The sequence below is a fragment of the Ammoniphilus resinae genome (assembly GCF_017873965.1).
GTDB lineage: Bacteria > Bacillota > Bacilli > Aneurinibacillales > RAOX-1 > Ammoniphilus_A > Ammoniphilus_A resinae.
Window position 1 is genome coordinate 504,042 of the sequence record NZ_JAGGKT010000002.1, and the last position, 24,360, is coordinate 528,401.

The window sequence follows — 24,360 nt, forward strand, 5'->3', positions numbered from 1 at the left end:
GGGAGAGTATCTCCCCTTAAGATTATTTATCCAATATTGTTTTAGCCTTAGCCTCCATCTGCTTCGCAGCTTCTTCCGGTGTCATCGATTTACCAAAGATTGCTTGGGTTGTATCCTTATGCAATTCGGCCAACTCTGGTGGAATGGTTTGATCATACGGGAAGTGGACAGCGTTAGCTTTTTCTAGTTGTTCAGCTAGCTTCTTAACAATTGGGTCTGAATAATTAACTCCATTAATGGTTGTTACATAACCAGTTCTATCAGCAAAGGCTTGTGCAGTTTCCACACTTGTCAAATCGTTAATAAATTCAACGGCTAAATCTGGATATTTGGAAGTGGATGAAACTGACCAAACCGGAGATGTATTAACTCCTAGGTTAGTCGGGTCACCCTTGCCTCCAGGAATGGATGGGAATGGGAAGAAATCTACTTTCTTCTCATATTCAGGGTTCTCATCCCTAATATTGTTGATGAAAGAGTTTGAAATCAATAACATCGCAGCTTGTCCAGAATACATTAGTTGACGTCCTTGTCCAGCATCCCATGGAACACCATTAAATCCAGGGTTGAAGGCTTCCATATCCACTAATTTTTGAATATATTCGCCAGCTTTCACATATTCAGGGTCATCAAATCCTCTGCCGTTACGATGGAATGCATCAAGGAACAATTTTTCACTTCCGATACGATCTGCAAAATACATTAAATAATAAGCTCCAGGCCACTTCGTTTTGTTAGCTAAAGCAATGGGTATAACATTGTTCTTTTTTAACGTTTCAATTGCATTGACAAGCTCATCCCATGTTTTAGGTGGTGTCAAATTATATTTGGCGAAAATCTCTTTGTTATAATAAAAATGCGTTAAACTTATTGCAAGCGGCAAACCATAAACTTTGTCATTAAATATTGTGTTATTAAGGGCTAATTTGTTGAACCTGCTTTCGTCAAACTTACCCGTAATATCCAAAACATTTCCTGCTTCGGCAAATGCCTTCAACCATCCGCCACCCCAAGAGACAAAAATATCTGGTGGGTTTCCTCCGGACATCGACACTGCCAGTTTCTGCTTGTAGGCATCATTTGGGATACGAAGTGCTTTTAATTCAACATCTGGATGTTTTTCTTCGAACTTATCAACTGTTTCAAGGAATATCTTTTCCATTTCACCCGGATCTTTGTACCAAAATTCCAGCACTTTTTTCTCTCCACTTCCAGCAGGTTGTGTCGCTGGAGCCTCTTGTTTGGTTGGTTTACCTGCTGCAGGTTGAGATGCTTGCTGTGAAGCACCACCGCCACATGCGGCGAGTGCCAACATCGATAAAGCTGTCAGTGATGTTAGTAACTTCTTCATCCTTATTCCCCCTTTATTCGTTTATATATCAAGATTTACTTGATACCGATGGAATGGTTTTGTTTAAGATAATCAATACTTATTGAAATACTCTGTATGGCAGATCTCTTAGTCCGATCTTGTTCCACAACCCACCACTCTACTTGAAGTTCCTGCCCCTGAGCTATGATAGAGGATAAATCTACCCCACCTGTGCCTAATTCGGCAAAAAACCTTTCGTCATCTGTGGTCATATCTTTCAAATGTATAAGTGGAGTACGTCCAGCGTATCTTTGCATCCATGCTACCGGATCATGTCCAGAACGAGTTAACCAATATACATCCAATTCCGCTTTGACCCAATTCGGATTTGTTTCTTGTAGAATAATTTCCAATCCCGTAGTTTCACCAAATGGCACTAGATCAAAATCGTGATTATGATAACTAAATGTTATCCCTACTTCTTCACACTTTTGGCCCATTTCATTAAGTTGCTCGGCTAAATGTTGATATTCTTCTTTACGTCCCCGTCTTTCTGGCGACAATGAAGGACAAATGATGTGCTGACTTCCTAGGATTTGCTGGGCCTCTATCCATTCATCCAAGTTACTTTCCAATTGGGCTAAAGCAATATGACTTCCAGCAGCACGCAACCCTAATCGATCAATCACTTTACGCAATTCATAAGGTTCCACTCCCCAATAACCTGCAAATTCGACCCCGTTGTAGCCCAGTGCAGCCACTTGCTCAAGTGTCTGAATAAAATTATCGGAACATTCAGTTCTAAGGGTATACATTTGCACGGCAACAGGTATTTGCTTCATTAATGACCCTCATTCCTTTATAAATTTAATTATCCAAAGCGTGTCCCGGCAAATCTAATGGAAAAGGAGCTGGCTTCTCGCAACTGCTTTCCACCAACACATGGTTACCAGACCTTGAAGAGTCAAGAAAAGCATGCATAACGTCCAATACATGATAGGTTAAATCACCATTCGCCCGGTGAGGTCTCCCGCTTATCATCGCGTGTGCCATATCTGCAACCCCTAGACCTCGACTGTTCTCAGTAAAACCATGTGTTAATGGTACTTCAGACCATTCTGTACTTCCTTGCCTGCGAATGAATACAGGTCCACCAAAGGTATTTGGATCCGGAACAATCAATGTCCCTTGGCTTCCGTAAACTTCAATCCGTGGTACTTGAGATCCCCAAACGTCAAAGCTCGTAATGATGGTTCCAATTGCACCAATGGCAAAATCAAAGATTCCCGCTATATGCGTTGGTGTTTCGACTTGTATTTTTTGTCCAAATTTAGGTTGACTTGTAATGGTACGTTCTGGGAAGGTAATTCTCGCCGACCCAGTTACTCGGCGAATAGGACCAATCAAATTGATCAATGCCGTTAGGTAATAAGGCCCCATATCAAACATGGGACCTCCCCCGACCTTATAATAGAAGTCGGGATCCGGATGCCATCTTTCGTGTCCATGGTTCATCATAAATGCCGTGGCAGCAACCGGTTCACCAATCCAACCGTCATCAATTAACTTACGGCAGGTTTGAATCCCTCCACCAAGGAAGGTGTCAGGTGCACCCCCTATTAATAATCCTCTTTCCTTTGCTAGTTTAATAATTTTTTTGCCATCTTCACGACTTACAGCCAATGGCTTTTCCACATAAACGTGCTTTCCGGCTTCTAGCGCTGCTAAACAAACTTCAGCGTGGGCTTTCGGGATAGTAAGATTAATAACAATTTCAATTTCTGGATCGGCCAGCAACTCCTCTGGTGAGCAGGCCTTTGGAATATTGAATTCTGCCGCTTTCGCCTTGGCACGTGAAACATCCAAATCCGCACAAGCAGCAATGTCCAAAATGTCAAAAGTTTGTCCCGCTTTGAAATAAATTCCGCTAATTGTTCCGCACCCAATTACTCCAACCTTCACTTTATTTTTCAATGGTTTCACCCCCTATAATTTCAAAATTAGGATTTAAAGCGAATGGGGATACCTAGCTTTTGCTCGACGTAATCCCTGCATATGGTCAAACTTTGAAGCGGAGTACTTGTTGATTTATCAATTTCTACCGTTAACCAGCCTTCATAATCGATTTCTTGCAAAAATTGAACGACCTTAGGGAAATCCACAGGACCCAGTCCTAATTCACAAAAGATTGGTAGAGCTTCCGTACCAGATAGAATGGGAAATTTCTCGATGTCTACCTCTTCAGGCGTTACATCCTTTAAATGCACGTAAGCAATTCTGTCCTTATATCTACGCATAATCTCGACAGGATCCATTCCTGCTTTATATAAATGAGCTGTATCCGGACAGAAGAAAACATATTTCGGATCCGTCATTTCCATAATCGCGTCCAATTCATTTTCATTTTGGATTTCTGTTCCCAAGTGTGGATGCACACAAGCTTTTACACCCAGGTCGTAGCATCTCTTTGCGGCCTCGTTTATAGTTTGGGCGGCTACTTTCAACTCATCTAAGGTGGTACCTCCTTCCGTTCTTGGTCCTTTTGGCCCAAATACGATCCGATCACTTCCATTCGCTACAAGAAATTTTGCAACCCGGGTATTGTACTCTATAACCTCCTGTTGTAGAGCTTTATCGGAAAATCTACCGCCACCGTATAAAGCGGATAATGTAAAGCCATGATGACCTAGCAGGTCTCTGAATTCATCCAACCGATCTTCATACTGAAGGGCAATATGTGTAAAGGTTTCACAAGCCTGATAGCCTAAATTAGAAGCCTCCTTAAGACCTAACAAAAAATCATCACGCCAAGTAATTAAATGACTAGAAACTTTCATTTTTGACATTAATAGGACCCCTTTTTAAAAAATTAATAGTTTTTCGCCAAACTCATTTGTTCCAACTTTACCCAACTTCTCGTTTCAACCGATTTTTCAACAGCCTCAAGGACAGCTTGATTCCTTACTCCATCCTCGAAATTTGGGTTAGGGCTATACCCTCTGCTGATTCCATTCATCAATTCCTTCATTAAATTAATAAACGTATGCTCATAGCCAATAATATGACCAGCAGGCCAATAGGCACCCGCAAAAGGGTGATGTTCTTCCGTGCAGTTAATCGTACGGAACCCTTGCAATCCTGGCTCATCGTCAGCCAAGTAAACTTGCAAATTATTCATATTTTCCAAGTCCCAGCGGATTGAACCTTTTTCCCCATTGATTTCAAATCGATTGCCATTGCGGTTTCCCCCAGCAAATCTTGTGGCCTCAAACACACCTAAAGCACCACTTTTAAATCGGGCTAAGAAGGCTGATGTATCATCCACATCAACTTTACCCTTAGATCCAGCCTCAAGCTTTGCATTCAACCCCCCAGTCATTTCTCCAATTGGACGCTCCTTAATAAACGTTTCCATCATCCCGACTACTTCATCAAATTCACCTACTAAAAAGCGTGCCAAATCTAGAATGTGTGCCGCAATATCTCCGTGGGTGCCAGAACCGGTTACTTCCTTTCTCAATCTCCAAACGAGTGGAAAGTTTGGATCCATAATCCAATCTTGCAGATATGTCGCCCGAATGTGGTAGATTTTCCCTAAACGGCCTTCCTGAATTAATTTCTTGGCAAATTGTACAGCAGGAGCAAAACGATAATTGTGGCAAATCATATGTACTACATTATTTTTTCTAACTGCATGAAGCATCCGCTGGGCTTGCTCTAGATTCATCGCTAAAGGTTTTTCACAGATCACATGTTTCCCTGCTTCAGCAGCAGCAATGGCGATCTCAGCATGCGTATTGTTTGGAGTTACAATATCGATTAAGTCTATATCCTTGCGCTCAATTAAGCGCTTCCAGTCTGTTTCATATGAAGCCCATCCCATTTTGTCCGCTGCTACCTTTACTTCCACTTCATTTCTACCAGCAACAGCCTGTAAAACCGGCTCGACCTCCGTATCAAAGTAGAAGGGTAAGTCACGGTAGGCATGGCTATGAGCTTTCCCCATAAATCGATAACCGACCATCCCTACTCGTATTTTTTTTGCTACGCCCACCAGATTTCACCAATCCTTTCTTTAATAATCAAATTTTTGAGGAATGTAGATGCTTTCATGAACCCCTCATCAACTGACATCAAGCTATCTTCATGTTCAATACTAATTACACCTTCGTAACCCACTAGCTGAAGAGCACTTATAATTTGTTTCCAAGTTTCTTCTCCGTGTCCATACCCTATAGTACGGAAAACCCAAGACCGATTGATCTCATCCCGATAGCTCTTCGTATCAAGAACCCCGTTAGATGCTGTATTTTGGTTATCAATACCAGTATCCTTAGCGTGGAAATGATAGAGTGCTCCAGCTTTCGCTAGTTCTTTAATTCCAACAATAGGATCCATATTTTGCCAGAACAAATGACTGGGATCGAAGTTGACTCCAATACTGTCACCACACTCCTTGCGAAGCCGTAACATCGTCTCTGTATTGTAAACCACAAATCCTGGATGTGGTTCTATCGCTACTCGCACACCGTGCTCCTTTATGAATGCGTCCTGTTCTTTCCAGTAAGGAATAACTTTTTCCTTCCATTGCCATTCTATTACCTTCAAAAAGTCCTCAGGCCATGGGCATGTTACCCAGGAAGGATTTAAAGAATGTTCTGATTCACCGGGGCAACCTGAGAATGTGATTACCGTTTTCACACCTAATTTAGAAGCTAATCGAACTGAATTCTGGAAATCCAAGTGATGTTGGCGTGCAATTTCTTTATTCGGATGAAGCGGATTCCCATGGCAGCTTAAAGCACTTATTTCCAATCCACGACTTTCAACTGCATGTTTAAACTGCTGAAGTTTCAATTCGTCTTCCAGTAGTGCGACCGGATCACAGTGAGGTTTTCCTGGATACCCCCCCGTTCCAATTTCTACTGCCTGCAGACCACTAGCAGCCACATGATCTAGCATTTCTTCCAAGGTTTTTTGTGCAAATAAAACAGTGAATACTCCTAATTTCATAACGCACACTCCTTTATTAGGTCATCGAATAAACAAAGTTTTTCTAAATCATAGTTGCTCCACAAGACTCTCTAATTACAAGATCACCCTTAAGAATAGTAGATCGCCTAACATAGCTTTCTTGATTCATTAGATCTAGCAACGTCTCCATTGCTCGTATTCCGATAAGAGACGCAGGCTGTGCAATCGTTGTCAAACTAGGTTCAAAAATTGAGGCCATTTTTATATCATCAAACCCTACTACTGCCACATCCTTGGGTACCTTCCAACCGATGCATTTAATCGCTTTAATCGATCCAATAGCCATTTCATCATTTGCAGCAAATATTGCAGTTGGTGGTCTTTCTAAGGTCAGTAGTTTTTTCGTTAGTTGATACCCCGACTCCATCGTGAAATCACCCTCGGCTACTAATGAAGAATCTACCTCCATCCCATGGATTATCATGGAATTATAGAATCCTTTAAGTCTGTCCCGGTTTAAAATGATTTCCATTGGACCAGATAGGAATGCAATACGCTTATGCCTTAAGTTAATCAGGTGTTGGGTCAATTTTTCAGCACATCTGATATTATCAATGGCAACAGTGGGAACATTCGATCCTTCTAAATATTCACAAGCTAATACAACAGGGTATTGATTGGAAATTTCCTCAAGATATTCCCGTTTCATTCTTGCTGTTAGTGAAATCACCCCGTCTACTTGCTTTTGTTTTAGAAGATCGAGATACGCATACCCCTTCGATTGATCATTTTGGGTGTCTCCAAGAAGCACCTGATATTCATACTTACTAGCAATTGTTTCAATACCTAGTAAGACATTTGAAAAGAATGAATTCGTAATACCAGGAACGACAACAATAATGGATTTTGTTTCCTTTCTACGAAGTTGTCTTGCCAGAATGTTCGGCTGGTAGTTCAGGGTTTTTATGGCTTCTATTACCCTTGACCTAGTTTCAGGTTTAACACGATTCGTATTCCCTATAACCCTTGAAACTGTTGCAACGGAAACATTTGCTAGCCTTGCAACATCATTAATCGTTGCCATCTTACAATACCTTTCACATGCTATTTTTTGAACATTAAAAATTAATCTATAATCAGAATATATCACTATTTTAGAATAATGTAAACCATTACACCAACTTTATTCTTCGATTAAACTATGCGTCAGTTTTTTTAAAGATAAATACATTTTGCGTTTTGTTAACATTTAATTAATAACTTATCATAGTCTTATACTAGTAAGCTAAGGAGGCATTATATGCTTGTACAGGACCATAAACCAATTTATAAAAAGCTTAGATGGGGTGTTTTGGGTTGTGCCAATATTGCAATAAAGTCAGTTATTCCAGCGATCCAACAATCAGAGACCGGCTATGTTCTAGGAATTGCTAGTAGAAACCTAGAAAAAGCTCAGGAAACAGCCGATCATTTCCAAATTGAAAGAGTCTACTCTGATTACCAAGCGTTATTACAAGACCCGGAAATTGATGCAGTCTACATCCCATTGCCTAATCATCTTCACTACGAATGGACGATAAAAGCTGCACAATATAAAAAACATGTCTTGTGTGAAAAACCTCTCTCATTAAATCTAAAAGAAGCGAAAGAGATGCTTATTGCTAGTCAGCAAAATCGGGTGTACCTTGCGGAGGCTTTCATGTATGCCTATCATCCCCGCTATACTAAAATCAAGGAAATCATAAACTCCGGAGATATCGGGGAAATTCGTGGAATCCATGGTACATTCACCTTTAACAACGCATCCGATGTCAATAATGTTCGCTTTCAATCACAAATGGGTGGAGGCGCTCTCTATGATGTGGGTTGCTATCCAATTCACGCTGCCCGATTTCTTTTAGAAACAGAACCAGAAGCGGTTACCGTTCATGCCTTCTTCTCACCTCAGCATGATCACGTCGATATGATGGCTTCTGGATTATTAGAATTTCCCAATGGAATAAGTCTTACCTTTGATTGTGGCATGTGGGCTGATCGTCGAAACACCTTACAAATTCTAGGGACAGAAGGAAGAATTGAGATTCCATCAGCCTTTATTTGTCGATCACACGAAGATTCGAGGTTGCTAGTATTATCCAAAGGAGAAAAACAAAAAGAAATACTTCTCCCCTTCGTAAATCAATATACTCTACAGGTTGATCAATTTGCTCTAGTGATTCTAACAGAAGAGCCTCCTCTTATTCCAACATCCGATTCTGTTCGAAACATGCATGTTCTTGAGGCTTGCTTGAAATCAGCCAAAGAAAGATTGCGCGTTACACTTTAACTATTAAAGGGTGATATTTCCTATGAAAATGACATCAGTAAAAGGTTTAAAAAAAGAATGCTCCCAGTTAGTTCTAGGTACAGTTTTTTTCTCCTTAAAAAATTCGCAAATCGCCTTTGACATATTGGACTCCTATTTTGAGCAGGGTGGAAATACGATTGATACGGCCCACGTTTATGGTAAAGGACAAAGCGAAAAAACCGTTGGTATGTGGCTGAGTTGCAGACAAATCCGTCACGAGGTGATCATACTTACCAAAGGTGCACATCATGATGCGAATGGACCTCGGGTAACACCAGAAGCAATTACCTATGATTTAATGACAAGCTTAGATCGGTTAAACATTGATTATATAGATATCTATATGCTGCACAGAGATAATCCGCATGTTCCTGTTGATGAAATTATGGACTCTCTATATGAACATCAACAATCGGGATTAATTCGCACAATAGGCACTTCGAACTGGACCTATCAACGGATTGAGGAAGCCAATAACTATGCCATTCGCAAAGGCTATCCAGGCTTCGTTGTCAATAGTCCGAATCTAAGTCTTGCAAAACCAAATGAACCAAGATGGCCTGGGTGTATCTCGGTTAACCAGGGGTATATAGATTGGCATAAAAGAACCCAGCTTCCGCTGTTCTCTTGGTCCTCCCAGGCAGGTGGATTTTTTACAGGAAAATATTCACCAGATAATAAGGAACACCCTGACATGGTTCGGGTCTATTATAATTCTGATAATTGGGAGCGACTAAGACGAGCTAACGAACTAGCTTATCAGAAAGGAAACGGAATTACAGCCAACCACATCGCACTAGCCTATGTTTTAAATCACCCCTTTCCAACCTGCGCTTTAATTGGGCCAGAGAAAACCTCAGAACTGGAATCGAGCTTAAAAGCAATAGAAGTTGAATTGTCAGAGGATGAAATGAAATGGTTAGATCTCAGATGTTAAACGATAAGATTTTTTGCCAACTGGTTACTTCCAGTGGCTTTTTTCTTTTCAATAAAAACTGATTTTGAAATGCTCCTGCTAAACCCCTTCCAATTATTGATGCCTACTAGTGCTTTCCCAGCTCGGCCCCCCCTCAATAAACTGACCACCATCCACCTTTATAACCGCCCCGACTATGTATTCTGCGGCTTTTGTGGCCAAGAATACTGCTGCTTTCCCTAAATCCTCAGGTAATCCCATACGTCCTAGAGGCATACGTTCACCCATCGTTTTCATTTGTTCATCGCTATACCAAGCCCGTTCTCCAGGCGTGTCTGTCCATCCCGGTTCAAGGATGTTAACCCGGATTTTATGCCACATAAGTTCATTGGCAACTGTCATAACAAGATGGTGTGATCCTGCTTTTGCGACATTATAATCAATCGCTTCTTTAAAAGGAGTGCGTGCATGTGGGGATGAAACATGGATAATAGTCCCCTGTTTTCCCTGATCCACCATCCGTCTTGCAACCACTTGAAGGGTGTGAAATACTCCAAAGATCCCAATTTCAACAGTCTTTTGTAGGTCTTCAAATTTCGTTTCAAGAATTGAATTGCGCACACTGGCAACTGCATTGGTAACGAGAATATCAATGGGACCCAAATTGGATTCACAGGCTTCCACCATTTCTATGACTTGAGCACGCTCTGCTACATTGGCGCGAACTGCAATGGCACGCCTACCTAAAGATTTAATTTGATTTACTAGTTGTTCCGCATCACCTCTAGAATTACTGTAGTTAATACAGACATCAGCTCCAGCTTTTGCTAACTCCAAAGCAATCCCCGCGCCTATTCCTTTTGAACTTCCTGTGACAAGCGCCACTTTATTAACGAGCATCCCTTTTTCCAACAATAAATTTCGCCTCCTCTATGATTTACGCCAAATAAAATTTTAAAAAACATACGATATTAATATTTCTGATAATGTTAATTATTTAGTATTTTATAATTTTAATCTAACACTTGAACGATACTTTGTCCAGAGGATAAACAAATTATTTTATAGTCCGCTGTTTACTGAATTTCCCCAAACTTTTTATATCTTTTAAACAAAGTAATGGTAAAATATAGGTAAATTCAGTCTGGAGGTTTTATTTGTGCAAGTAACTGGAGATCAACATCTCGTAAAAAGAATAAATAAATCAATTGTTTTAGAAACCATTCGCAGAAGATCCCCCTTATCCAGGACACAGATATCCGAATTTACCGGATTAAATAAAGGTACGGTTTCTTCTTTAGTTAATGAACTTATTGAAGAGAATCTTACTTTTGAGATTGGACCAGGCAAATCAAGTGGTGGTCGAAAACCGGTTATGCTTCTTTTTAATAAAGATGCTGGTTTTACGATTGGCATAGACCTTGGGGTTAACTATATTATTGCGATCCTTACAGATTTACAAGGAAATATCGTTCAACAAAAAAAAATAGGCATTCAAAACGACAACTATATAAACATTACGTCTTCTTTAAAGGATTTAATCCGTACTTTAATCCAAGAAGCCCCACCCTCTCATTATGGTGTTGTTGGAATAGGGATTGGTGTTCCTGGGATTGTAGACGCTGAAGGTTTTATTCTTCTCGCTCCAAATTTAGGCTGGGAAAATGTTGATTTAAAAATGATATTAGCAGAGGAATTCAATATCCCCTTTTTAATTGATAATGAAGCAAATGCTGGAGCCTTGGGTGAAAAACTATTCGGTGCTGGAAAACAAACCTCCAATTTAATTTATATTAGTGTAGGGATGGGGATTGGTGCCGGAATTATCATTAATAACGAATTATACCGAGGCTTATCGGGATTTTCTGGTGAGGTTGGTCATTCCATTATTGAAGTGAATGGAAGAAAATGTAGGTGTGGGAATCGCGGGTGTTGGGAGTTGTATGCCTCAGAAAACGCACTATTTCAGCTTGTTAAGTCACTTCCAAGCTATCCTTTTGGATTGAAAGAGAGGGAAATTGATATTGACCAATTAGTTTATCTTGCCAATGGTGGGAATCACGAAATTATTCATTCGTTTAGCCAAATTGGGGAATATTTGGGACTTGGAGTTACAAATATAATTAACTTATTTAATCCTGAGCTTATAATCCTGGGCAATCAATTCACAATAGCTGAGAATTGGATCACGAATCCACTGCTACGCACTATTGAGAGTAGAGCCTTACCTTTTAGTAAAAAAAGAGTCACCATTAAATTCTCTACACTCGGCATAAAATCGGGTGCTCTAGGGGCCTCCTCTTTGGCCATTAACCATTTCTTCTCCAAGATGACTGTATCCGTGGAATAAAATTTATAAATAGGATAGGAAATCTTTAAAAAACTGGGAGGAATCAACGTTGCGAAAAGTTGACCATGGTGTATTTATCTTGATTACATTTTTATACTGGTTTTCGCTTTATATTTATGTACCTATACTAACACCCTATCTAGAGTGGATGGGATCCAGCTATACCTATATTGGCATAGTACTCGCCAGTTACGGAATCATACAAATGCTTATCCGGTTACCACTAGGGATATACTCAGATTACTTAAAAGTACGCCGCCCATTTATTGCACTCGGATTTATAACAAGTGCAATAAGTTGTTTTGGATTTGTTGTTTTGCAACAAGCCGAATGGGCCCTTTTATCCCGAGCCATCTCTGGTATTACAGCCTCTACATGGGTTGCATTTACCGTTCTTTATTCCAGCTATTACGCACAACAGACCGCCAAAGCTATGGCAAACATCCAGTTTGTGACGGTTGTTACCCAACTAATAAGTATGGGGTTAAGCGGCTATTTAGTCAGTAAAATGGGATGGCATGCTCCATTTTGGCTTGGCGGAATCGTTGCCTTGATAGGTCTTCTCCTTACATTTTTTATCAAGGAGCCTGCCGAAGGTGTCAGCAGACCTCCAATACAACTTAAGGAATTGGCTTTAGTCTTAAAAGATTCCACGCTAATAAAAGTATCTATATTGTCTATTCTAGCCCATGGAATTCTTTTCGTAACCACGTTTGGCTTTACACCCTCGTATGCCCTTACTATCGGAGCAAGCGAACAGGATCTTAGTCTTCTTATCTTGTCCTTTATGGCACCACATGCGATTGCCGCTTTACTTGCTGGAAGGGTTTTTGTGGCTCACTTAGGAAAATGGGGAACATTAATACTAGGGTTTCTAGGCAGTTCCATCTTTTCGTCACTAATTCCCATAATGCCTTCCTTAGGATGGTTATGCTTATCCCAAGCTTTCAATGGGTTTTTCCAGGGAATTATCTTTCCCTTATTCTTAAGTATGGCCATTGAATCTATTGAATCTGAAAAAAGAGCGACAGCAATGGGTTTTTATCAAGCGGTTTATTCACTTGGCATGTTTATGGGACCTTTTTTAGCAGGTTGGTTGATCGAGCATTTCGGATTAAATAGTGGATTTCAGGTCGCTGGTATTTCAGGGCTTATCGCTCTTGGTTTCTCTATATATTGGGCCAAACAGTACAGAGATAGTTTAGTAATTAACCAAAGTAAAAGTGTACAAAATTAGGCAACTATTAAAATGAAAAAAATCGCTTGTTACAAACAAGCGATTTTTTTCATTTATTCTATTCTGGAAACATTGCAGATTTACCTTCCTCTTCTCTGCTGATCTTCTGCTGCCAGATCATACGGATAGGATACTTCTAATTCACTAGCTTGATTCAAGCGGTTCATCTGCTGATCGGTCAAACTCCAGCCAACTGCACCCAAGTTATTTTCTAATTGTTCCATCGTCCTTACTCCAATAATCGGTGAAGTAACCACGGGGTTTTGCATCACCCACTTTAAAGCAATCTGTGCTGGGGTCTTTTCCGCTTCCCTTGCCACATCATGAAGTACATCAAGCACCTTCCATGTGTGTTCATTATTATACCTATTCCACGACTCACCCCATCCTTTTTCTTCCGCAATCTCTACCCTTGTTCCTTGAGGCGGCTTTTCCATTCCTCTCTTAAATTTCCCGCTTAACCAACCGCCTTTCAAGGGACTCCACGGTATCACACCAATCCCCTCGTTTTCACATACCGGAAAAAGCTCCCACTCTGTTGCCCTCGATAAGAGATTGTATTGTGGTTGGAGACAACAAAAAGTTTCCCATCCTCTACTGCGACTAAGGTCAACTGCCTTCTGCAGTTGCCAGCCCCTAAAGTTGCTAACACCAATGTAGCGCACAAGCCCTTTACGAACTAAATCGTTTAGTGTACTAAGCGTCTCTTCTAAAGGTGTCTTTGGGTCCCAAGCATGGACCTGATACAGATCAATATAGTCCGTACCTAGTCTTTTCAAGCTTGCTTCGATACCAGAAAGAATATGTTTTCGACTTGTTCCTACGTCATTAGAACCTTCTCCCATCGCAAACCGAACTTTTGTAGCAACAATAAAATCGTCCCGATTTTTTGTTTTTAACCAACGTCCTACGACCTCCTCAGATGCCCCTCGAGTATAAACGTCTGCAGTATCAATAAAATTCCCACCAGTTGTAGCAAATCGATCCAAGATCTTGTGGCTATCATTCTCATTAGTTTCTCTACCAAAAGTCATCGTGCCCAAGCATAATTCACTTACCCTTATTCCTGTTTTGCCAAGATAAGACTGTTTCATAATTTGCCTCCCTGTATTTAGATTTATAAATAAGGTCATACTATTCTGATATTTCTATATAAAGTTACTTAATTCCTATTTATTTCTCTAAAATATAGTGTTTAAAACCAAGCCTACTGATGGAAGAACCTCCCATGGAGGCATCTGATGATCTAACTAACTAAATCTATTCTCCTCGGGATCATCGGTTTCCAGAAAAAATCTCTATCACTTCACTGAAAGAAAAATAAACTAACCTTCCTGGAAAACGAGTCTGTTATTCATCAAATTCTATCCTTTTGTCGAGCCAGCGGTCAATCCCTCAATAATAAGCTTTTGTAAATAAACAAAACCAATAGCAACAGGAACTACAATAACAACTGAAGCTGCCATTAATCGTCCCCAATCTACGGTCCATAGACCCATTAATAAGGACAATCCAGGAGTTAATGTACGAAGTGAATCATCTGATATAAACGTATAACCCAAAACAAATTCACTCCATGCATGAACAAAGGCATACAATCCTGTAGCAACAAGGGCAGGAAGTGATATAGGCAGGATTATCCGAAAAATTACACCAAAACGTGTACATCCATCAATGAAGGCTGATTCCTCCATATCAATTGGAATACTATCAAAAAATGACTTAAGCATCCACGTTACAACAGGAATGGTAAAGGTTGTGTAAGTGATAATCATCGATGCATAAGTATCTAATAGATTAGCCTTCATCATGAATACGTATAAGGGGATAATCAACATAACCACAGGCGTCATTTGAGCAATTAGCATTCCAATACCAATGGCTCGAATACCAGGAGTTTTACTCATTCTACTTAGTGTATAGGCAGCAAGAAGTGCGATAAACATAGATATTAGTGTTGTCATTGTTGAGACATAAGCACTGTTCTTTAGATAGGTGCCGAACTCTGATTCTATTAAGACGGATTGATAGTGCTCAACTGTAGGATTCATAGTTATGAATGTTGGGTCTTCTGTTCTAACTTCAGAATCAGGCTTAATGGACGTGGAAAACATCCATAGTACCGGAAAAATGGCATAGATTGAAAAAAAGATAAGCATAATGTAAGTTATAATTTTTAGGATTAACTTCTGCCTTTTTCTAGATTTAAACAATCGAACTCCAACCTCCCCCGTTATCCATTATTCTGTTTCTTCTCAACCTTAAAATAAGCGATGATAATACCAATTAGGATCAAAATCATGATAGAAGACAATGCAGACGCCTGTCCAAAATGGTACTTTTCAAAAGCTTCTAAATAAGTTGTAATAGCAAGAGTTTCAGTAGCGTGAAGTGGACCACCTTCAGTTAACAACCAAATAAAGTCAAAATTATTAAAAGTCCAGATCACATGGAGAATAATAATAACAGCTGATACCCCTTTAAGAGAAGGTAAAATAATATACCAAAAACGTTGCCAGATACCTGCACCATCGATTTCAGCTGCCTCAAGAATTTCCTTCGGTATGGATTGTAAACCGGCTAATAATGTGACTGTGTAGAAGGGAAATGTTCTCCAAACATTAACAAAGATAACTGCAAGCATGGCTGTTCCTGCGGTACCTAACCAGTTAATGGATTCATCTAGAATCCCAACCTTTACCAGCATTACATTAAAAATTCCAAAGTCGGGATTTAAAATCCAACGCCATGTCATTGCCGCTACAACAATGGGAACTAACCACGGGATAAAAATTATTGCACGAAAAAACGTCTTTCCACGAATGTTTTGGTTTAATAGAATGGCGGTTACAATTCCAACAATATATTCTCCAATCACAGAACCAAAAGTCCAAATTAAACCTTGGTAAAGGTATTGGTAGAAAGTAGGATCTGATAGAGCAGAAATGAAGTTATCAAGAAATATAAAAGCTTCTGCTTCCGGATTTAATAAATTGACACTATAAAAACTCATCTTAAACACTTCAATGAACGGAAGAACAAATAGAATGATCAGAAAAAAGATAGCTGGAAGCATAAATAAATAGGCAACACCATGTTTTTTTATGTATTTTTTTGGACGATATGATAAGTTTAACCTTGATTCTTCTTCCAGTCTCGGTTGCATTCTTACCCTCCTTGAACAATCTTTATGGAGTTACAAGATGTGAGCCTCGCGGCCCACATCTTGTATGTTTATTAGATAGATATTTTTTATTTGGCTGGGCTTTCACTTAATTCTCCATTTTCCTTTAACGAATTGTTAATTTGTTCACCAAGCCATAGAGCAATTTCTTCAGGGCTTTCTTCCGTTAATAAAGATTTTTGGATTGAGTCAATCATCGGTTGAATAATCCCCCCCATCGAAATACCGGGGAACGAGCGACCTTGATCGAGGAGTTTATTGAACCCTTCACCCCATTTTCCATCTTGTACAACGCCCGTATTTGGTGATCTTCCTGGATTAACCAATTTCTGTGTCTCCTCGCTTAACCACCATGTCATAAAGGTAATCGCTTCTTTTTTATGTTCTGATCCCTCAAATGTTGCAAAAGAACCTACTTCCATAAATGTAGCCGGTACAGTGTTATACGGCGGGGCGGCAATCTGAACATCTTTCATGCTCTCGGGTTGTTCTGCCTCATAATTTTTTATCCAGGGACCATTCACAGTCGTTGCCACCCTTCCCTGGGCGAAATTTGTATCTAGTTCACGGTAACCCCAACTAGCAGAATCCTTATTAATCACACCATCTTTTAACATTGTTTTGTACAGTTTATATACTTCTACTGCCTTTTGAAGCTCTTCTGGGTTTTCGGCCCAAAGATTACGGTATTTTCCGTCCGGCATTTGATGAGCGATATCAGTCCCACTCTGCCAGAAGTATACAATTAATTCTTGTGGGGCACGGGCCGATTGTCCAGAGATCCCAAAAGGAGCGACTCCTTGCTCTTTTAGTTTGGCGGAAAGCTCGAGCAATTCATCCCATGTTTTTGGTGGTTCAGTTACTCCTGCAGCCTTAAGTATATCTTCATGATACAGAAAAGCTCTAATCCCTAATTCTGATGGTACAGCTACAATTTTTCCATCTACGGATAAGGTATCCCAAATGTTTTGTGGGATCTTCTCCTTTTCCTCCCATTTATTAATATCCTCTGTTAAATCCGGTAAAATTCCCATGCGATGGTAGGATACTAACCATTCGTTTAAAACGTCTGCCACATCCGGTGGATTCCCTGCATTTGCTGAGGTAATAATCTTATCTTTTGCTTGCTCGAGTGGAATGGATTGTGGCTTAACTTCAATATTCGGATGCTCCTGATTAAACTTTTCAATGGCTGCATAATGATTTTTATGCTCCTCATTATTCGCAGACATTGACCACCAGAGATCTAAAACTACTTTTTCTTGTTTCTCTACTGAGTTTTCCTTGGTGTTATTCGTTCCACTCTTATTCGTCTCGGAAGAGCTTGGCCCACTAGATCCACAGGCAGATAGCAAAAGAGAACTAGTTAAGAAAAAACCGACCAGTAGAGAGTATCTTCTTTTGAGTTTCATTCTTTATCCCCCTTCATAGGAAAATATTGCTTATTATTTCTTATAATAAATGCAAATATTATTCAAAACAATGATAATTATCAGTTAATATATGGTAATATCTTGCTTTTTATCTTAACTTCAATTCACCCACAGAGTAGATGTCTTTTCCTTCACGAAATCTTTCCGGAGATGTGCCGACCATTTTCCGAAATACTTTGCAAAAATAATTTCCATTCGAAAAACCTACACTTCGCCCAATTTGTTCAACGGAATGTTCTGTCTGATTGAGAAGTTGTACAGCTTTTTCAATCCGGACTTTCCGAATATACTGAGCTGGTGAGAGCCCCACAGATTTTGAAAATAACCGAGCAAAATGATATTTTGATAAACGGACTTCACAAGCCAAGTCTTCAAGCCTTATATCCTCACTAAAATACTTCTCAATATAGCGAATGGCAGTCACTATGGGTGCAGGCTTTTGTTCGGGCGGAGCATATAAAGAGGCATTCACCGTTCGATAACATTCCATCACGAAGGCATAAACCAAGGAAGAAGCAATAAACTTATCTGTGATGGTTTCTTTTACAGCACCTTCATAGATCTGATTAAGTTTCTTTATTACTGGTGAATCCGTATTTATTTTGAGTATATGACCGCACTGTTTTTGCAGTTCCCTCCACTTTGGCATTAAATTGTTTTCAAAAAAAGTAAGATAAATAAATTCCCAATGAGTATCATTATCCGAATAATAGTAATGATGATCCCCTGGTATATTGACCAAAAAAGCTTCCCCAGGGCTAATTTTATGAACCACCCCATCAATCTCCAGTCTACCTGCACCTGAAAGAGTGTATTGAAATAGGCAACTATCTGGGTCTTTTCTATTCCGACCATCCCAGTTGTATCCTTGATAGGTCTGAATTTCCCATCCTACAGATCGGAGCTGAACAGGCATGTCCGACACTCCTTCAATAAAACGAAAACCATAGGAATGCTGTTGTCCCCTCATTTTCTTAAACAAGATTTTACCCTCCATATGAATAATTTTATCATTGATGTTCATTCATCTCGATTTTATTATACTTAATAGGAGCAATATTTTACATAATTAAAAATTATTTGCCTATTAACAAGGAGGTGTGGCGATGTTGAAAATAGCTATGATTGGTGCTGGAAGCGTTGGATTCACGCGTAGATTAATGATGGATATCTTAGCTGTAGAAGAATTCCGAGATACAGAATTCCGCTTTATGGATATTAATCAGGAAAACCTATCAATGGTTACTAATTTATGTAGGAAAATGATTCAAGATAATGGGCTTAATGCAACAATCCATCCAACAACCAACCGCATAGAGGCTGTAACAGATGCCGATTATGTCTTTTGTTTTGCTCGAGTAGGCGGATTGGAAGCATTCAAACACGATGTTGAGATCCCCTTGAAATATAGAATAGATCAGTGTGTTGGGGACACATTAGGTCCAGGTGGCGTTTTTTTTGCTATGAGAGCCATTCCCGTACTATTAGGTATTGCCGAGGATATGAGAAAGTTTGCTAAACCTGGTGCCCTTTTACTCAACTATACCAATCCGATGGCTATGAACACATGGGCAGTTCGACGCGCTGGAGGAGTACCCATAGTGGGACTTTGTCATGGCGTTCAAGGGGGGCACAAGCAAATTGCAACGGCTCTTGGACTACCACCTGAGGAGGTTGACTTTATCTGTGCAGGTATTAACCATCAAACCTGGTATATTCAAGTAACTCATAAAGGAAAGGATATGTTGCCTTATCTCCTCGAGTGCTTCGAAAATCACCCTGAGCTCTCACGAGACGAAAAAGTTCGTATAGATGTCCTTCGTCGATTTGGCTACTACTCCACTGAGTCGAACGGACATTTAAGTGAATATCTACCTTGGTACCGTAAACGTAGAGAGGAGATTGATCGGTGGATCAGTCAAACCCGTTGGATTAATGGGAGGACGGCTGGATATTTACACCATTGTGTTGAAAAAACGGATGAGTACAAGGTAATGTACCCCAAGTGGATGAGCGGTGAAGCCGAATATATCAAGTTGGGTGAGCGATCTGACGAACATGGTTCCTATATAATTGAAGCGCTAGAAACAGGACGGACCTATCGTGGTCATTTCAACATTGAAAACCGCGGATTAATTACTAACCTCCCTAACGCCAGCACGATTGAAATTCCTTGTTATGTTGATCGTAACGGGATTCAGCCTACATGGATAGGTGAGCTACCACCACAGTGCGCGGCAACTTGTAGAGCCAGCATTAGCGTACAGGAAATGGCTGTAGAGGCTGCACTAACAGGGAATAAAGAATTAGTAAAGTTGGCGGTTCTCCATGATCCACTGACAGCTGCCGTTTGTAACACGGAGGAAGTTTGGAAAATGTGCGACGAGATGTTTGAAGCACTGGCTCCTTGGATGCCACAGTTTAATGGGGAGGGCAAAACGTGGAAGGATATCCCTCAACCTTTAGGTGGGACCTACCGTTTTCCACAGCCTGCTGTTGGATGGCAGCCCCCTGCTTTAGTAGGTGAAGCCAAACATATCGGTTCTGGCAATCTCTCTGTAGGACATCAAGATAATTAGAATTAGATATAAGCAAGTCCAATTTTATCATTAACCAAAAAGGCGCAAGGAATAATATTTTCTTGCGCCCCATTGATTCTCTGAAGTATCCTCCATCACCATTAAGCTCCCTACCCAATTTTCGACAAATCCTGACCAGGTTCAAGTTCCTTCCCTAAAACTCCGAAAAACTCAAAAATATTGTCACAACTCAAACCTAAATCTCCAAATGGACCTTTGATTGCCGAGGTAATATCAACTGCGGAACGAAATGCAGGCATATCATAAACCGTAATGACTACGTCACTTGTTCTTATAAGGTGTTTTTTTTCTAAAATAATCTCCCCGCGTTCACGGTTGATATGAACTACCTTCCAGTTTCTCAACTTATGCTGAACGATATATTCTATTTTTTCTATTAACTGTGTCATTCTTATTCTATAATATCTTGTTTGCAGACTGGGATTTCTTACTTTTTCCCCTGTTTCCTCTGAAGTTCTCCAAATGCCAGTTAATCTTCGTAAAAGCACTGTTAACACCTTCCCTAGTTCAATTTTTATCTCGATGTCTGATAGATATATTACTTTTTACGGTTTTTTGTTCACCAGGCTCTAATACCTGCAATCCGGTTAATTTTGGAGGTAATTTTAAATTCGGTGCATTTGTAACCCAAGTATAAGGTTCTGGGCAAATAAAGTCTTGGTATCCATCACCATTGTATACAACCCAATGTTTAAAATTCTCATCCCCCTGATACGTAATTTCTAAATTAGTTTTCCTATCAAAAATCACAGCATGATTAGGTTGACCAGATAAAAAAACATCATCTAGCGGTTTTCCCTTCAACACCACACCTCTCCGAAGATCCTCGTGAAAATCAGAAGTAAACAATTCACCTGTAGGAAGTAAGCGATTGTTTAGCTGCCATTGTTTCTCCACAGATAGGGAGAAGGTAATATCGTCAAGGGTGGCATTTCGTGCGATTGGAAAACGAAAGGTGGTATGGTACCCTAACCCCCAAGGAAATGGTTGATTACTTTTGTTAATGATTGTTGCTTCCTTATATATAGTGTTTTGATCCAGAATGTAGGACATCTGAATAATAAAATGATGAGGAAATTGCTCTTGAATATGAGGATACCGATTAGAATCTAATTCAGTTAGAATAACTATCTTCCCATCCTGAACCTTTGTTTCTTTAAGCTCCCAGTTAAGTGAATGTACAAATCCATGGATATAATTGTTTTTATCCCTTTCATTAATTTCAAAATGATAGGTTTGTTTTCCGAAAGAAAAAGTTCCATCTGCAATTCTATTTGGTGGAAATAAAATGGGTATTCCATAGAGTCCCGGATTATGCAGGAAGGCCACTCTAGTTTGAGGAATTCGTAATAATTCCAGATTGACTTTTTTATCCCTTAGGGATATAAGATTACTTCCCCAGCTTGGAATTAATGTTAGCTCCAGATTCTCATTTGCAGCAAGAATCCCTTCCTCTTCCAAAAAAGAGATCTGTTTGAAATAGGGTTGCAATCTATTTGCCACCTTTCTATGGTATAAAAGCTTTATCACCATTTTATTTTATATTATATTACGAATAATTAAATAATTAAACCTAAACTTTTCATTTATCCTCTATTCAATGAATTTCCAAAATGGCTTTCTTTTCGATTAAGAAATGAATTGCTATGTTGGTTTTATACATGCTAAAAAAACCGATGATTTACGGTGGAGAAACTGATATGATTAGTGTGATGTAGATAACAAAACATTCAAAATGTTACAACAATAAATTACATTGAATTGAGTGGAGGTAACATATAAATGGGTCTCGGAAAAGAACTACGATTTTTACTCCTCACGACCGTTATTTTCTCTATTATCAATTCTTATGTTACCATTTTTATCAATCTTTACATTTGGGAGAAGTATCATCAAATTTCCCAGGTAGCATGGTTTAATATCACGATGCTCATTTTTTGGGGAGTAGCTTTTACCATAGCGGGGAAAATTTTTACTGTCTACTCTTTGCAGGTAACGATGAGAATTGCCTCGTTAATGGCGCTCACCGCATTTTACTTTTTGTTGGCTTTCCCTAATGCCTCACCCTTCTTATGGAACCTAAGTATTGGAGCTTCGGTAGGATTTATGTGTGGTACCTATTTTATGTCACAAAATATTTTTATCTCCTTTTATGGGAAAGGAGAAGAGTTAAATACCTATTTTTATTTATACACAATCGCTCAACAATTTTTATCGATTTTAAATCCCATCGTTTTTGCAATAATTATTAAATTGTTCGGTTATGCTACGTCTTTTATCATTGTGTTTTCCGTTGTATGTATCCTCTTTATCTTAACTTTTTATATTCCCAATGTTACTCTATCGAAGGAAGACAAAGAAAAGCCTTTTTTCCGTGTGCAAAACCCTTGGATGCAAATGCAAAAATTAAGATCCTTCCTTTCTTCCTGCTTTTTCATGGGGTTTTTGTTGCAATTTCAGCTATTATTTACTCAATTGTATACCTTTCATATTTCCGAAAACAAAATTATCATCGCTGGGTTAAATGTGCTATATACCATTTTAACGATTGGCGCTTATTTTTTTGCACGTAAAGCACACATTCCACATACCCGTCAATTACAATGGGGTGTAGTTCTAATGGGAATGGCTTACCTACTAGCCATATATCCCGAACCATTGAACCTGGTATTGTTGAATGTTTTTTCAGCAATCGGATATTTCTTTTTGATTACAAATTGGAATTCAAATCAATTTAACTATATGAGACAATTCAAATCGACCACTTTAACAAAGGTTATAATTGGAAGAGAAGTAATTCTAAATATCGGCAGAATCATCATGTTATTGCTCATTGCACAGGTTAAAGAATTTAGTGGGCTGACCTATCAGGGAATGATCATCTTTATTTTAGCGTGTATAGTGGTGCTTTTTTTCATCGAACAAAAGCGATCAAAGGTGGAAAAAAAACAAACGAGTTCAGGCGTATCACTTTGATCAAAATATACCCTTTTTTTCGATAGCTCGTGCGTGCTAGGCTGTCGGTCATACGGTAAACCCAAATATACAATGACATACAAATCTGATCTTTAAAAGAAAACGCCATTCATGAAAAAAATAGGAAGACGTTAGGGTTGGCCTAGTCTTCCTATTCCCAGATAGTATTATTTCAAATGATTAATTAAACTCACATCCCTTTTGTTTTAGCGTTTCATCTACCCATGACTGATCTAAGGTACCATTACGGATACTTTCCATCATCACTCGCTCGAGCTCTACTTTCTCTAATGCCTTTTTTAGTATATTCTCCGCATCTTGGGCTGGAATGACAACAAGACCATCATCATCGCCAATAACTATATCTCCGGGATTAACCACTACACCATTACAACTGACTGGTACATTAATCTCGCCAGGGCCATCTTTATAAGGACCACGCGGTTGCAGGCCTTTTGCATAGACTGGGAATCTTAGTTCCCAAAGTCCCGCACGATCTCGCACAGCACCATTAATAACAAAGCCTTCGTAACCCTTCGATTTTGCGTATGTAGCCATAAGTTCGCCAGTGATGGCGTTTGTCAGGTCACCGCCGGCGTCAACCACGATTACATCACCAGGCTTGGCCATTTCTAGTGCCTTATGCATCATTAAATTATCAGCCGGGGAAACTCGCACGGTAAAGGCGGAACCCGCCATGGTTAATCCCGGTCTGTGATACGCCTTCATCTCCCCCCCAATGGAAGCGGAGCGCCCCATCACATCTGCAGTATTTGATGTAGGAATCTCCCGAAATTGTTCAATTAATTCCCTTTCTAACCTTTTGAAATTTGAAAAAACTCTAAAGCCAACATTACTCATTCTTTATCACCTCTATTAAGAATTTATTGAATTATTTAATCTATTTTACCATGTTTTACATTCCAATCCCATAAGAGGATTCAGCAAAATAAGTCCTAAGTACGCCTTCGTGCAGTTTAAGCGAAAATCTATACCCCTGGAACCACAGCTACACTTGAAAAATCTATCCT

The 24,360-nt window shown here is 39.6% G+C and carries 22 protein-coding genes; 6 read left to right on the top strand and 16 right to left on the bottom strand.

Annotated features, from left to right (window positions below; translation table 11 throughout):
- Positions 1–22: 22 nt before the first annotated feature.
- Genes J2Z37_RS06535 through J2Z37_RS06565 form a run of 7 tightly spaced genes read right to left on the bottom strand, consistent with a single transcriptional unit; the run spans position 23 to position 7,370 of the window.
- Positions 23–1,351: an extracellular solute-binding protein gene (locus J2Z37_RS06535; RefSeq protein WP_209809409.1), complete on the bottom strand. Its 1,329-nt coding sequence runs from the start codon at positions 1,349–1,351 to the stop codon at positions 23–25.
- 35 nt (positions 1,352–1,386) lie between these two features.
- The gene (locus J2Z37_RS06540; protein ID WP_209809410.1) at positions 1,387–2,154 is read right to left on the bottom strand and encodes a sugar phosphate isomerase/epimerase family protein; all 768 of its coding nucleotides are present in this window, start codon (positions 2,152–2,154) and stop codon (positions 1,387–1,389) included.
- Positions 2,155–2,179: 25 nt separating this feature from the next.
- On the bottom strand, positions 2,180–3,286 hold the full coding sequence (locus J2Z37_RS06545; RefSeq protein ID WP_209809411.1) for a Gfo/Idh/MocA family protein: 1,107 nt from the start codon (positions 3,284–3,286) through the stop codon (positions 2,180–2,182).
- A 26-nt stretch (positions 3,287–3,312) separates the two neighbouring features.
- A complete protein-coding gene (locus tag J2Z37_RS06550; protein WP_209809412.1) occupies positions 3,313–4,158 on the bottom strand; it encodes a sugar phosphate isomerase/epimerase family protein in 846 nt (281 codons plus the stop codon).
- A gap of 23 nt (positions 4,159–4,181) precedes the next feature.
- A complete protein-coding gene (locus J2Z37_RS06555; protein WP_245203636.1) occupies positions 4,182–5,336 on the bottom strand; it encodes a Gfo/Idh/MocA family protein in 1,155 nt (384 codons plus the stop codon).
- 20 nt (positions 5,337–5,356) lie between these two features.
- Positions 5,357–6,325 carry a sugar phosphate isomerase/epimerase family protein gene (locus tag J2Z37_RS06560; protein ID WP_209809414.1) on the bottom strand — a complete coding sequence of 323 codons (969 nt, stop codon included), beginning with the start codon at positions 6,323–6,325 and terminating at the stop codon, positions 5,357–5,359.
- Between the two features lie 43 nt (positions 6,326–6,368).
- On the bottom strand, positions 6,369–7,370 hold the full coding sequence (locus J2Z37_RS06565; RefSeq protein ID WP_209809415.1) for a LacI family DNA-binding transcriptional regulator: 1,002 nt from the start codon (positions 7,368–7,370) through the stop codon (positions 6,369–6,371).
- 216 nt (positions 7,371–7,586) lie between these two features.
- Here J2Z37_RS06565 and J2Z37_RS06570 point away from each other — a divergent pair, with 216 nt between their 5' ends.
- Both J2Z37_RS06570 and J2Z37_RS06575 read left to right on the top strand, forming a co-directional pair.
- Positions 7,587–8,612 carry a Gfo/Idh/MocA family protein gene (locus J2Z37_RS06570; protein WP_209809416.1) on the top strand — a complete coding sequence of 342 codons (1,026 nt, stop codon included), beginning with the start codon at positions 7,587–7,589 and terminating at the stop codon, positions 8,610–8,612.
- A 22-nt stretch (positions 8,613–8,634) separates the two neighbouring features.
- Complete coding sequence (locus J2Z37_RS06575; RefSeq protein WP_209809417.1) at positions 8,635–9,570, top strand: aldo/keto reductase; 936 nt, start codon at positions 8,635–8,637, stop codon at positions 9,568–9,570.
- A gap of 93 nt (positions 9,571–9,663) precedes the next feature.
- On the opposite strand, the gene J2Z37_RS06580 is transcribed toward J2Z37_RS06575, so the two are convergent.
- Positions 9,664–10,464, bottom strand: a complete 801-nt coding sequence (locus J2Z37_RS06580) for an SDR family NAD(P)-dependent oxidoreductase (RefSeq protein ID WP_209809418.1) — start codon at positions 10,462–10,464, stop codon at positions 9,664–9,666.
- A gap of 244 nt (positions 10,465–10,708) precedes the next feature.
- On the opposite strand from J2Z37_RS06580, the gene J2Z37_RS06585 reads away from it, so the two are divergent.
- Positions 10,709–11,899, top strand: coding sequence for an ROK family transcriptional regulator (locus tag J2Z37_RS06585; protein WP_209809419.1), 1,191 nt, complete (start codon positions 10,709–10,711; stop codon positions 11,897–11,899).
- 49 nt (positions 11,900–11,948) lie between these two features.
- A complete protein-coding gene (locus J2Z37_RS06590; protein ID WP_209809420.1) occupies positions 11,949–13,136 on the top strand; it encodes an MFS transporter in 1,188 nt (395 codons plus the stop codon).
- Positions 13,137–13,216: 80 nt separating this feature from the next.
- On the opposite strand, the gene J2Z37_RS06595 is transcribed toward J2Z37_RS06590, so the two are convergent.
- The 5 genes from J2Z37_RS06595 to J2Z37_RS06615 all read right to left on the bottom strand — a co-directional run bounded on the left by J2Z37_RS06595 (position 13,217) and on the right by J2Z37_RS06615 (position 18,777).
- Positions 13,217–14,230 carry an aldo/keto reductase gene (locus J2Z37_RS06595; protein WP_209809421.1) on the bottom strand — a complete coding sequence of 338 codons (1,014 nt, stop codon included), beginning with the start codon at positions 14,228–14,230 and terminating at the stop codon, positions 13,217–13,219.
- Positions 14,231–14,500: 270 nt separating this feature from the next.
- Positions 14,501–15,082, bottom strand: a complete 582-nt coding sequence (locus J2Z37_RS06600) for a carbohydrate ABC transporter permease (protein WP_245203601.1) — start codon at positions 15,080–15,082, stop codon at positions 14,501–14,503.
- Between the two features lie 287 nt (positions 15,083–15,369).
- The gene (locus J2Z37_RS06605; protein WP_209809422.1) at positions 15,370–16,302 is read right to left on the bottom strand and encodes a carbohydrate ABC transporter permease; all 933 of its coding nucleotides are present in this window, start codon (positions 16,300–16,302) and stop codon (positions 15,370–15,372) included.
- A gap of 86 nt (positions 16,303–16,388) precedes the next feature.
- The gene (locus J2Z37_RS06610; protein ID WP_209809423.1) at positions 16,389–17,732 is read right to left on the bottom strand and encodes an ABC transporter substrate-binding protein; all 1,344 of its coding nucleotides are present in this window, start codon (positions 17,730–17,732) and stop codon (positions 16,389–16,391) included.
- 109 nt (positions 17,733–17,841) lie between these two features.
- Complete coding sequence (locus J2Z37_RS06615) at positions 17,842–18,777, bottom strand: AraC family transcriptional regulator (RefSeq protein ID WP_209809424.1); 936 nt, start codon at positions 18,775–18,777, stop codon at positions 17,842–17,844.
- A gap of 82 nt (positions 18,778–18,859) precedes the next feature.
- Here J2Z37_RS06615 and melA point away from each other — a divergent pair, with 82 nt between their 5' ends.
- Positions 18,860–20,332: an alpha-glucosidase/alpha-galactosidase gene (gene melA / locus J2Z37_RS06620; RefSeq protein WP_209809425.1), complete on the top strand. Its 1,473-nt coding sequence runs from the start codon at positions 18,860–18,862 to the stop codon at positions 20,330–20,332.
- Positions 20,333–20,442: 110 nt separating this feature from the next.
- Here melA and J2Z37_RS06625 read toward each other — a convergent pair whose 3' ends face one another.
- Both J2Z37_RS06625 and J2Z37_RS06630 read right to left on the bottom strand, forming a co-directional pair.
- Positions 20,443–20,850, bottom strand: coding sequence for a hypothetical protein (locus J2Z37_RS06625; protein ID WP_209809426.1), 408 nt, complete (start codon positions 20,848–20,850; stop codon positions 20,443–20,445).
- A gap of 10 nt (positions 20,851–20,860) precedes the next feature.
- The gene (locus J2Z37_RS06630; protein ID WP_209809427.1) at positions 20,861–21,844 is read right to left on the bottom strand and encodes an aldose 1-epimerase; all 984 of its coding nucleotides are present in this window, start codon (positions 21,842–21,844) and stop codon (positions 20,861–20,863) included.
- 291 nt (positions 21,845–22,135) lie between these two features.
- Between J2Z37_RS06630 and J2Z37_RS06635 the strand changes: the two genes are divergently transcribed.
- Positions 22,136–23,329 carry an MFS transporter gene (locus J2Z37_RS06635; protein ID WP_209809428.1) on the top strand — a complete coding sequence of 398 codons (1,194 nt, stop codon included), beginning with the start codon at positions 22,136–22,138 and terminating at the stop codon, positions 23,327–23,329.
- Positions 23,330–23,509: 180 nt separating this feature from the next.
- On the opposite strand, the gene J2Z37_RS06640 is transcribed toward J2Z37_RS06635, so the two are convergent.
- Entirely contained in the window at positions 23,510–24,190 is a 681-nt protein-coding gene (locus J2Z37_RS06640) for an RraA family protein (RefSeq protein ID WP_209809429.1), read from the bottom strand.
- Between the last annotated feature and the right edge of the window lie 170 nt (positions 24,191–24,360).

Coding starts and splice junctions, on each gene's coding strand:
- J2Z37_RS06610 (WP_209809423.1), bottom strand. CDS start 17,732: ATGAAACTCAAAAGAAGATACTCTCTACTGGTCGGTTTTTTCTTAACT.
- J2Z37_RS06600 (WP_245203601.1), bottom strand. CDS start 15,082: ATGTTTATCGCACTTCTTGCTGCCTATACACTAAGTAGAATGAGTAAA.
- J2Z37_RS06615 (WP_209809424.1), bottom strand. CDS start 18,777: ATGAACATCAATGATAAAATTATTCATATGGAGGGTAAAATCTTGTTT.
- J2Z37_RS06635 (WP_209809428.1), top strand. CDS start 22,136: ATGGGTCTCGGAAAAGAACTACGATTTTTACTCCTCACGACCGTTATT.
- J2Z37_RS06540 (WP_209809410.1), bottom strand. CDS start 2,154: ATGAAGCAAATACCTGTTGCCGTGCAAATGTATACCCTTAGAACTGAA.
- J2Z37_RS06570 (WP_209809416.1), top strand. CDS start 7,587: ATGCTTGTACAGGACCATAAACCAATTTATAAAAAGCTTAGATGGGGT.
- J2Z37_RS06560 (WP_209809414.1), bottom strand. CDS start 6,325: ATGAAATTAGGAGTATTCACTGTTTTATTTGCACAAAAAACCTTGGAA.
- J2Z37_RS06605 (WP_209809422.1), bottom strand. CDS start 16,302: ATGCAACCGAGACTGGAAGAAGAATCAAGGTTAAACTTATCATATCGT.
- melA (WP_209809425.1), top strand. CDS start 18,860: ATGTTGAAAATAGCTATGATTGGTGCTGGAAGCGTTGGATTCACGCGT.
- J2Z37_RS06535 (WP_209809409.1), bottom strand. CDS start 1,351: ATGAAGAAGTTACTAACATCACTGACAGCTTTATCGATGTTGGCACTC.
- J2Z37_RS06565 (WP_209809415.1), bottom strand. CDS start 7,370: ATGGCAACGATTAATGATGTTGCAAGGCTAGCAAATGTTTCCGTTGCA.
- J2Z37_RS06595 (WP_209809421.1), bottom strand. CDS start 14,230: ATGAAACAGTCTTATCTTGGCAAAACAGGAATAAGGGTAAGTGAATTA.
- J2Z37_RS06550 (WP_209809412.1), bottom strand. CDS start 4,158: ATGTCAAAAATGAAAGTTTCTAGTCATTTAATTACTTGGCGTGATGAT.
- J2Z37_RS06575 (WP_209809417.1), top strand. CDS start 8,635: ATGAAAATGACATCAGTAAAAGGTTTAAAAAAAGAATGCTCCCAGTTA.
- J2Z37_RS06640 (WP_209809429.1), bottom strand. CDS start 24,190: ATGAGTAATGTTGGCTTTAGAGTTTTTTCAAATTTCAAAAGGTTAGAA.
- J2Z37_RS06555 (WP_245203636.1), bottom strand. CDS start 5,336: ATGGTCGGTTATCGATTTATGGGGAAAGCTCATAGCCATGCCTACCGT.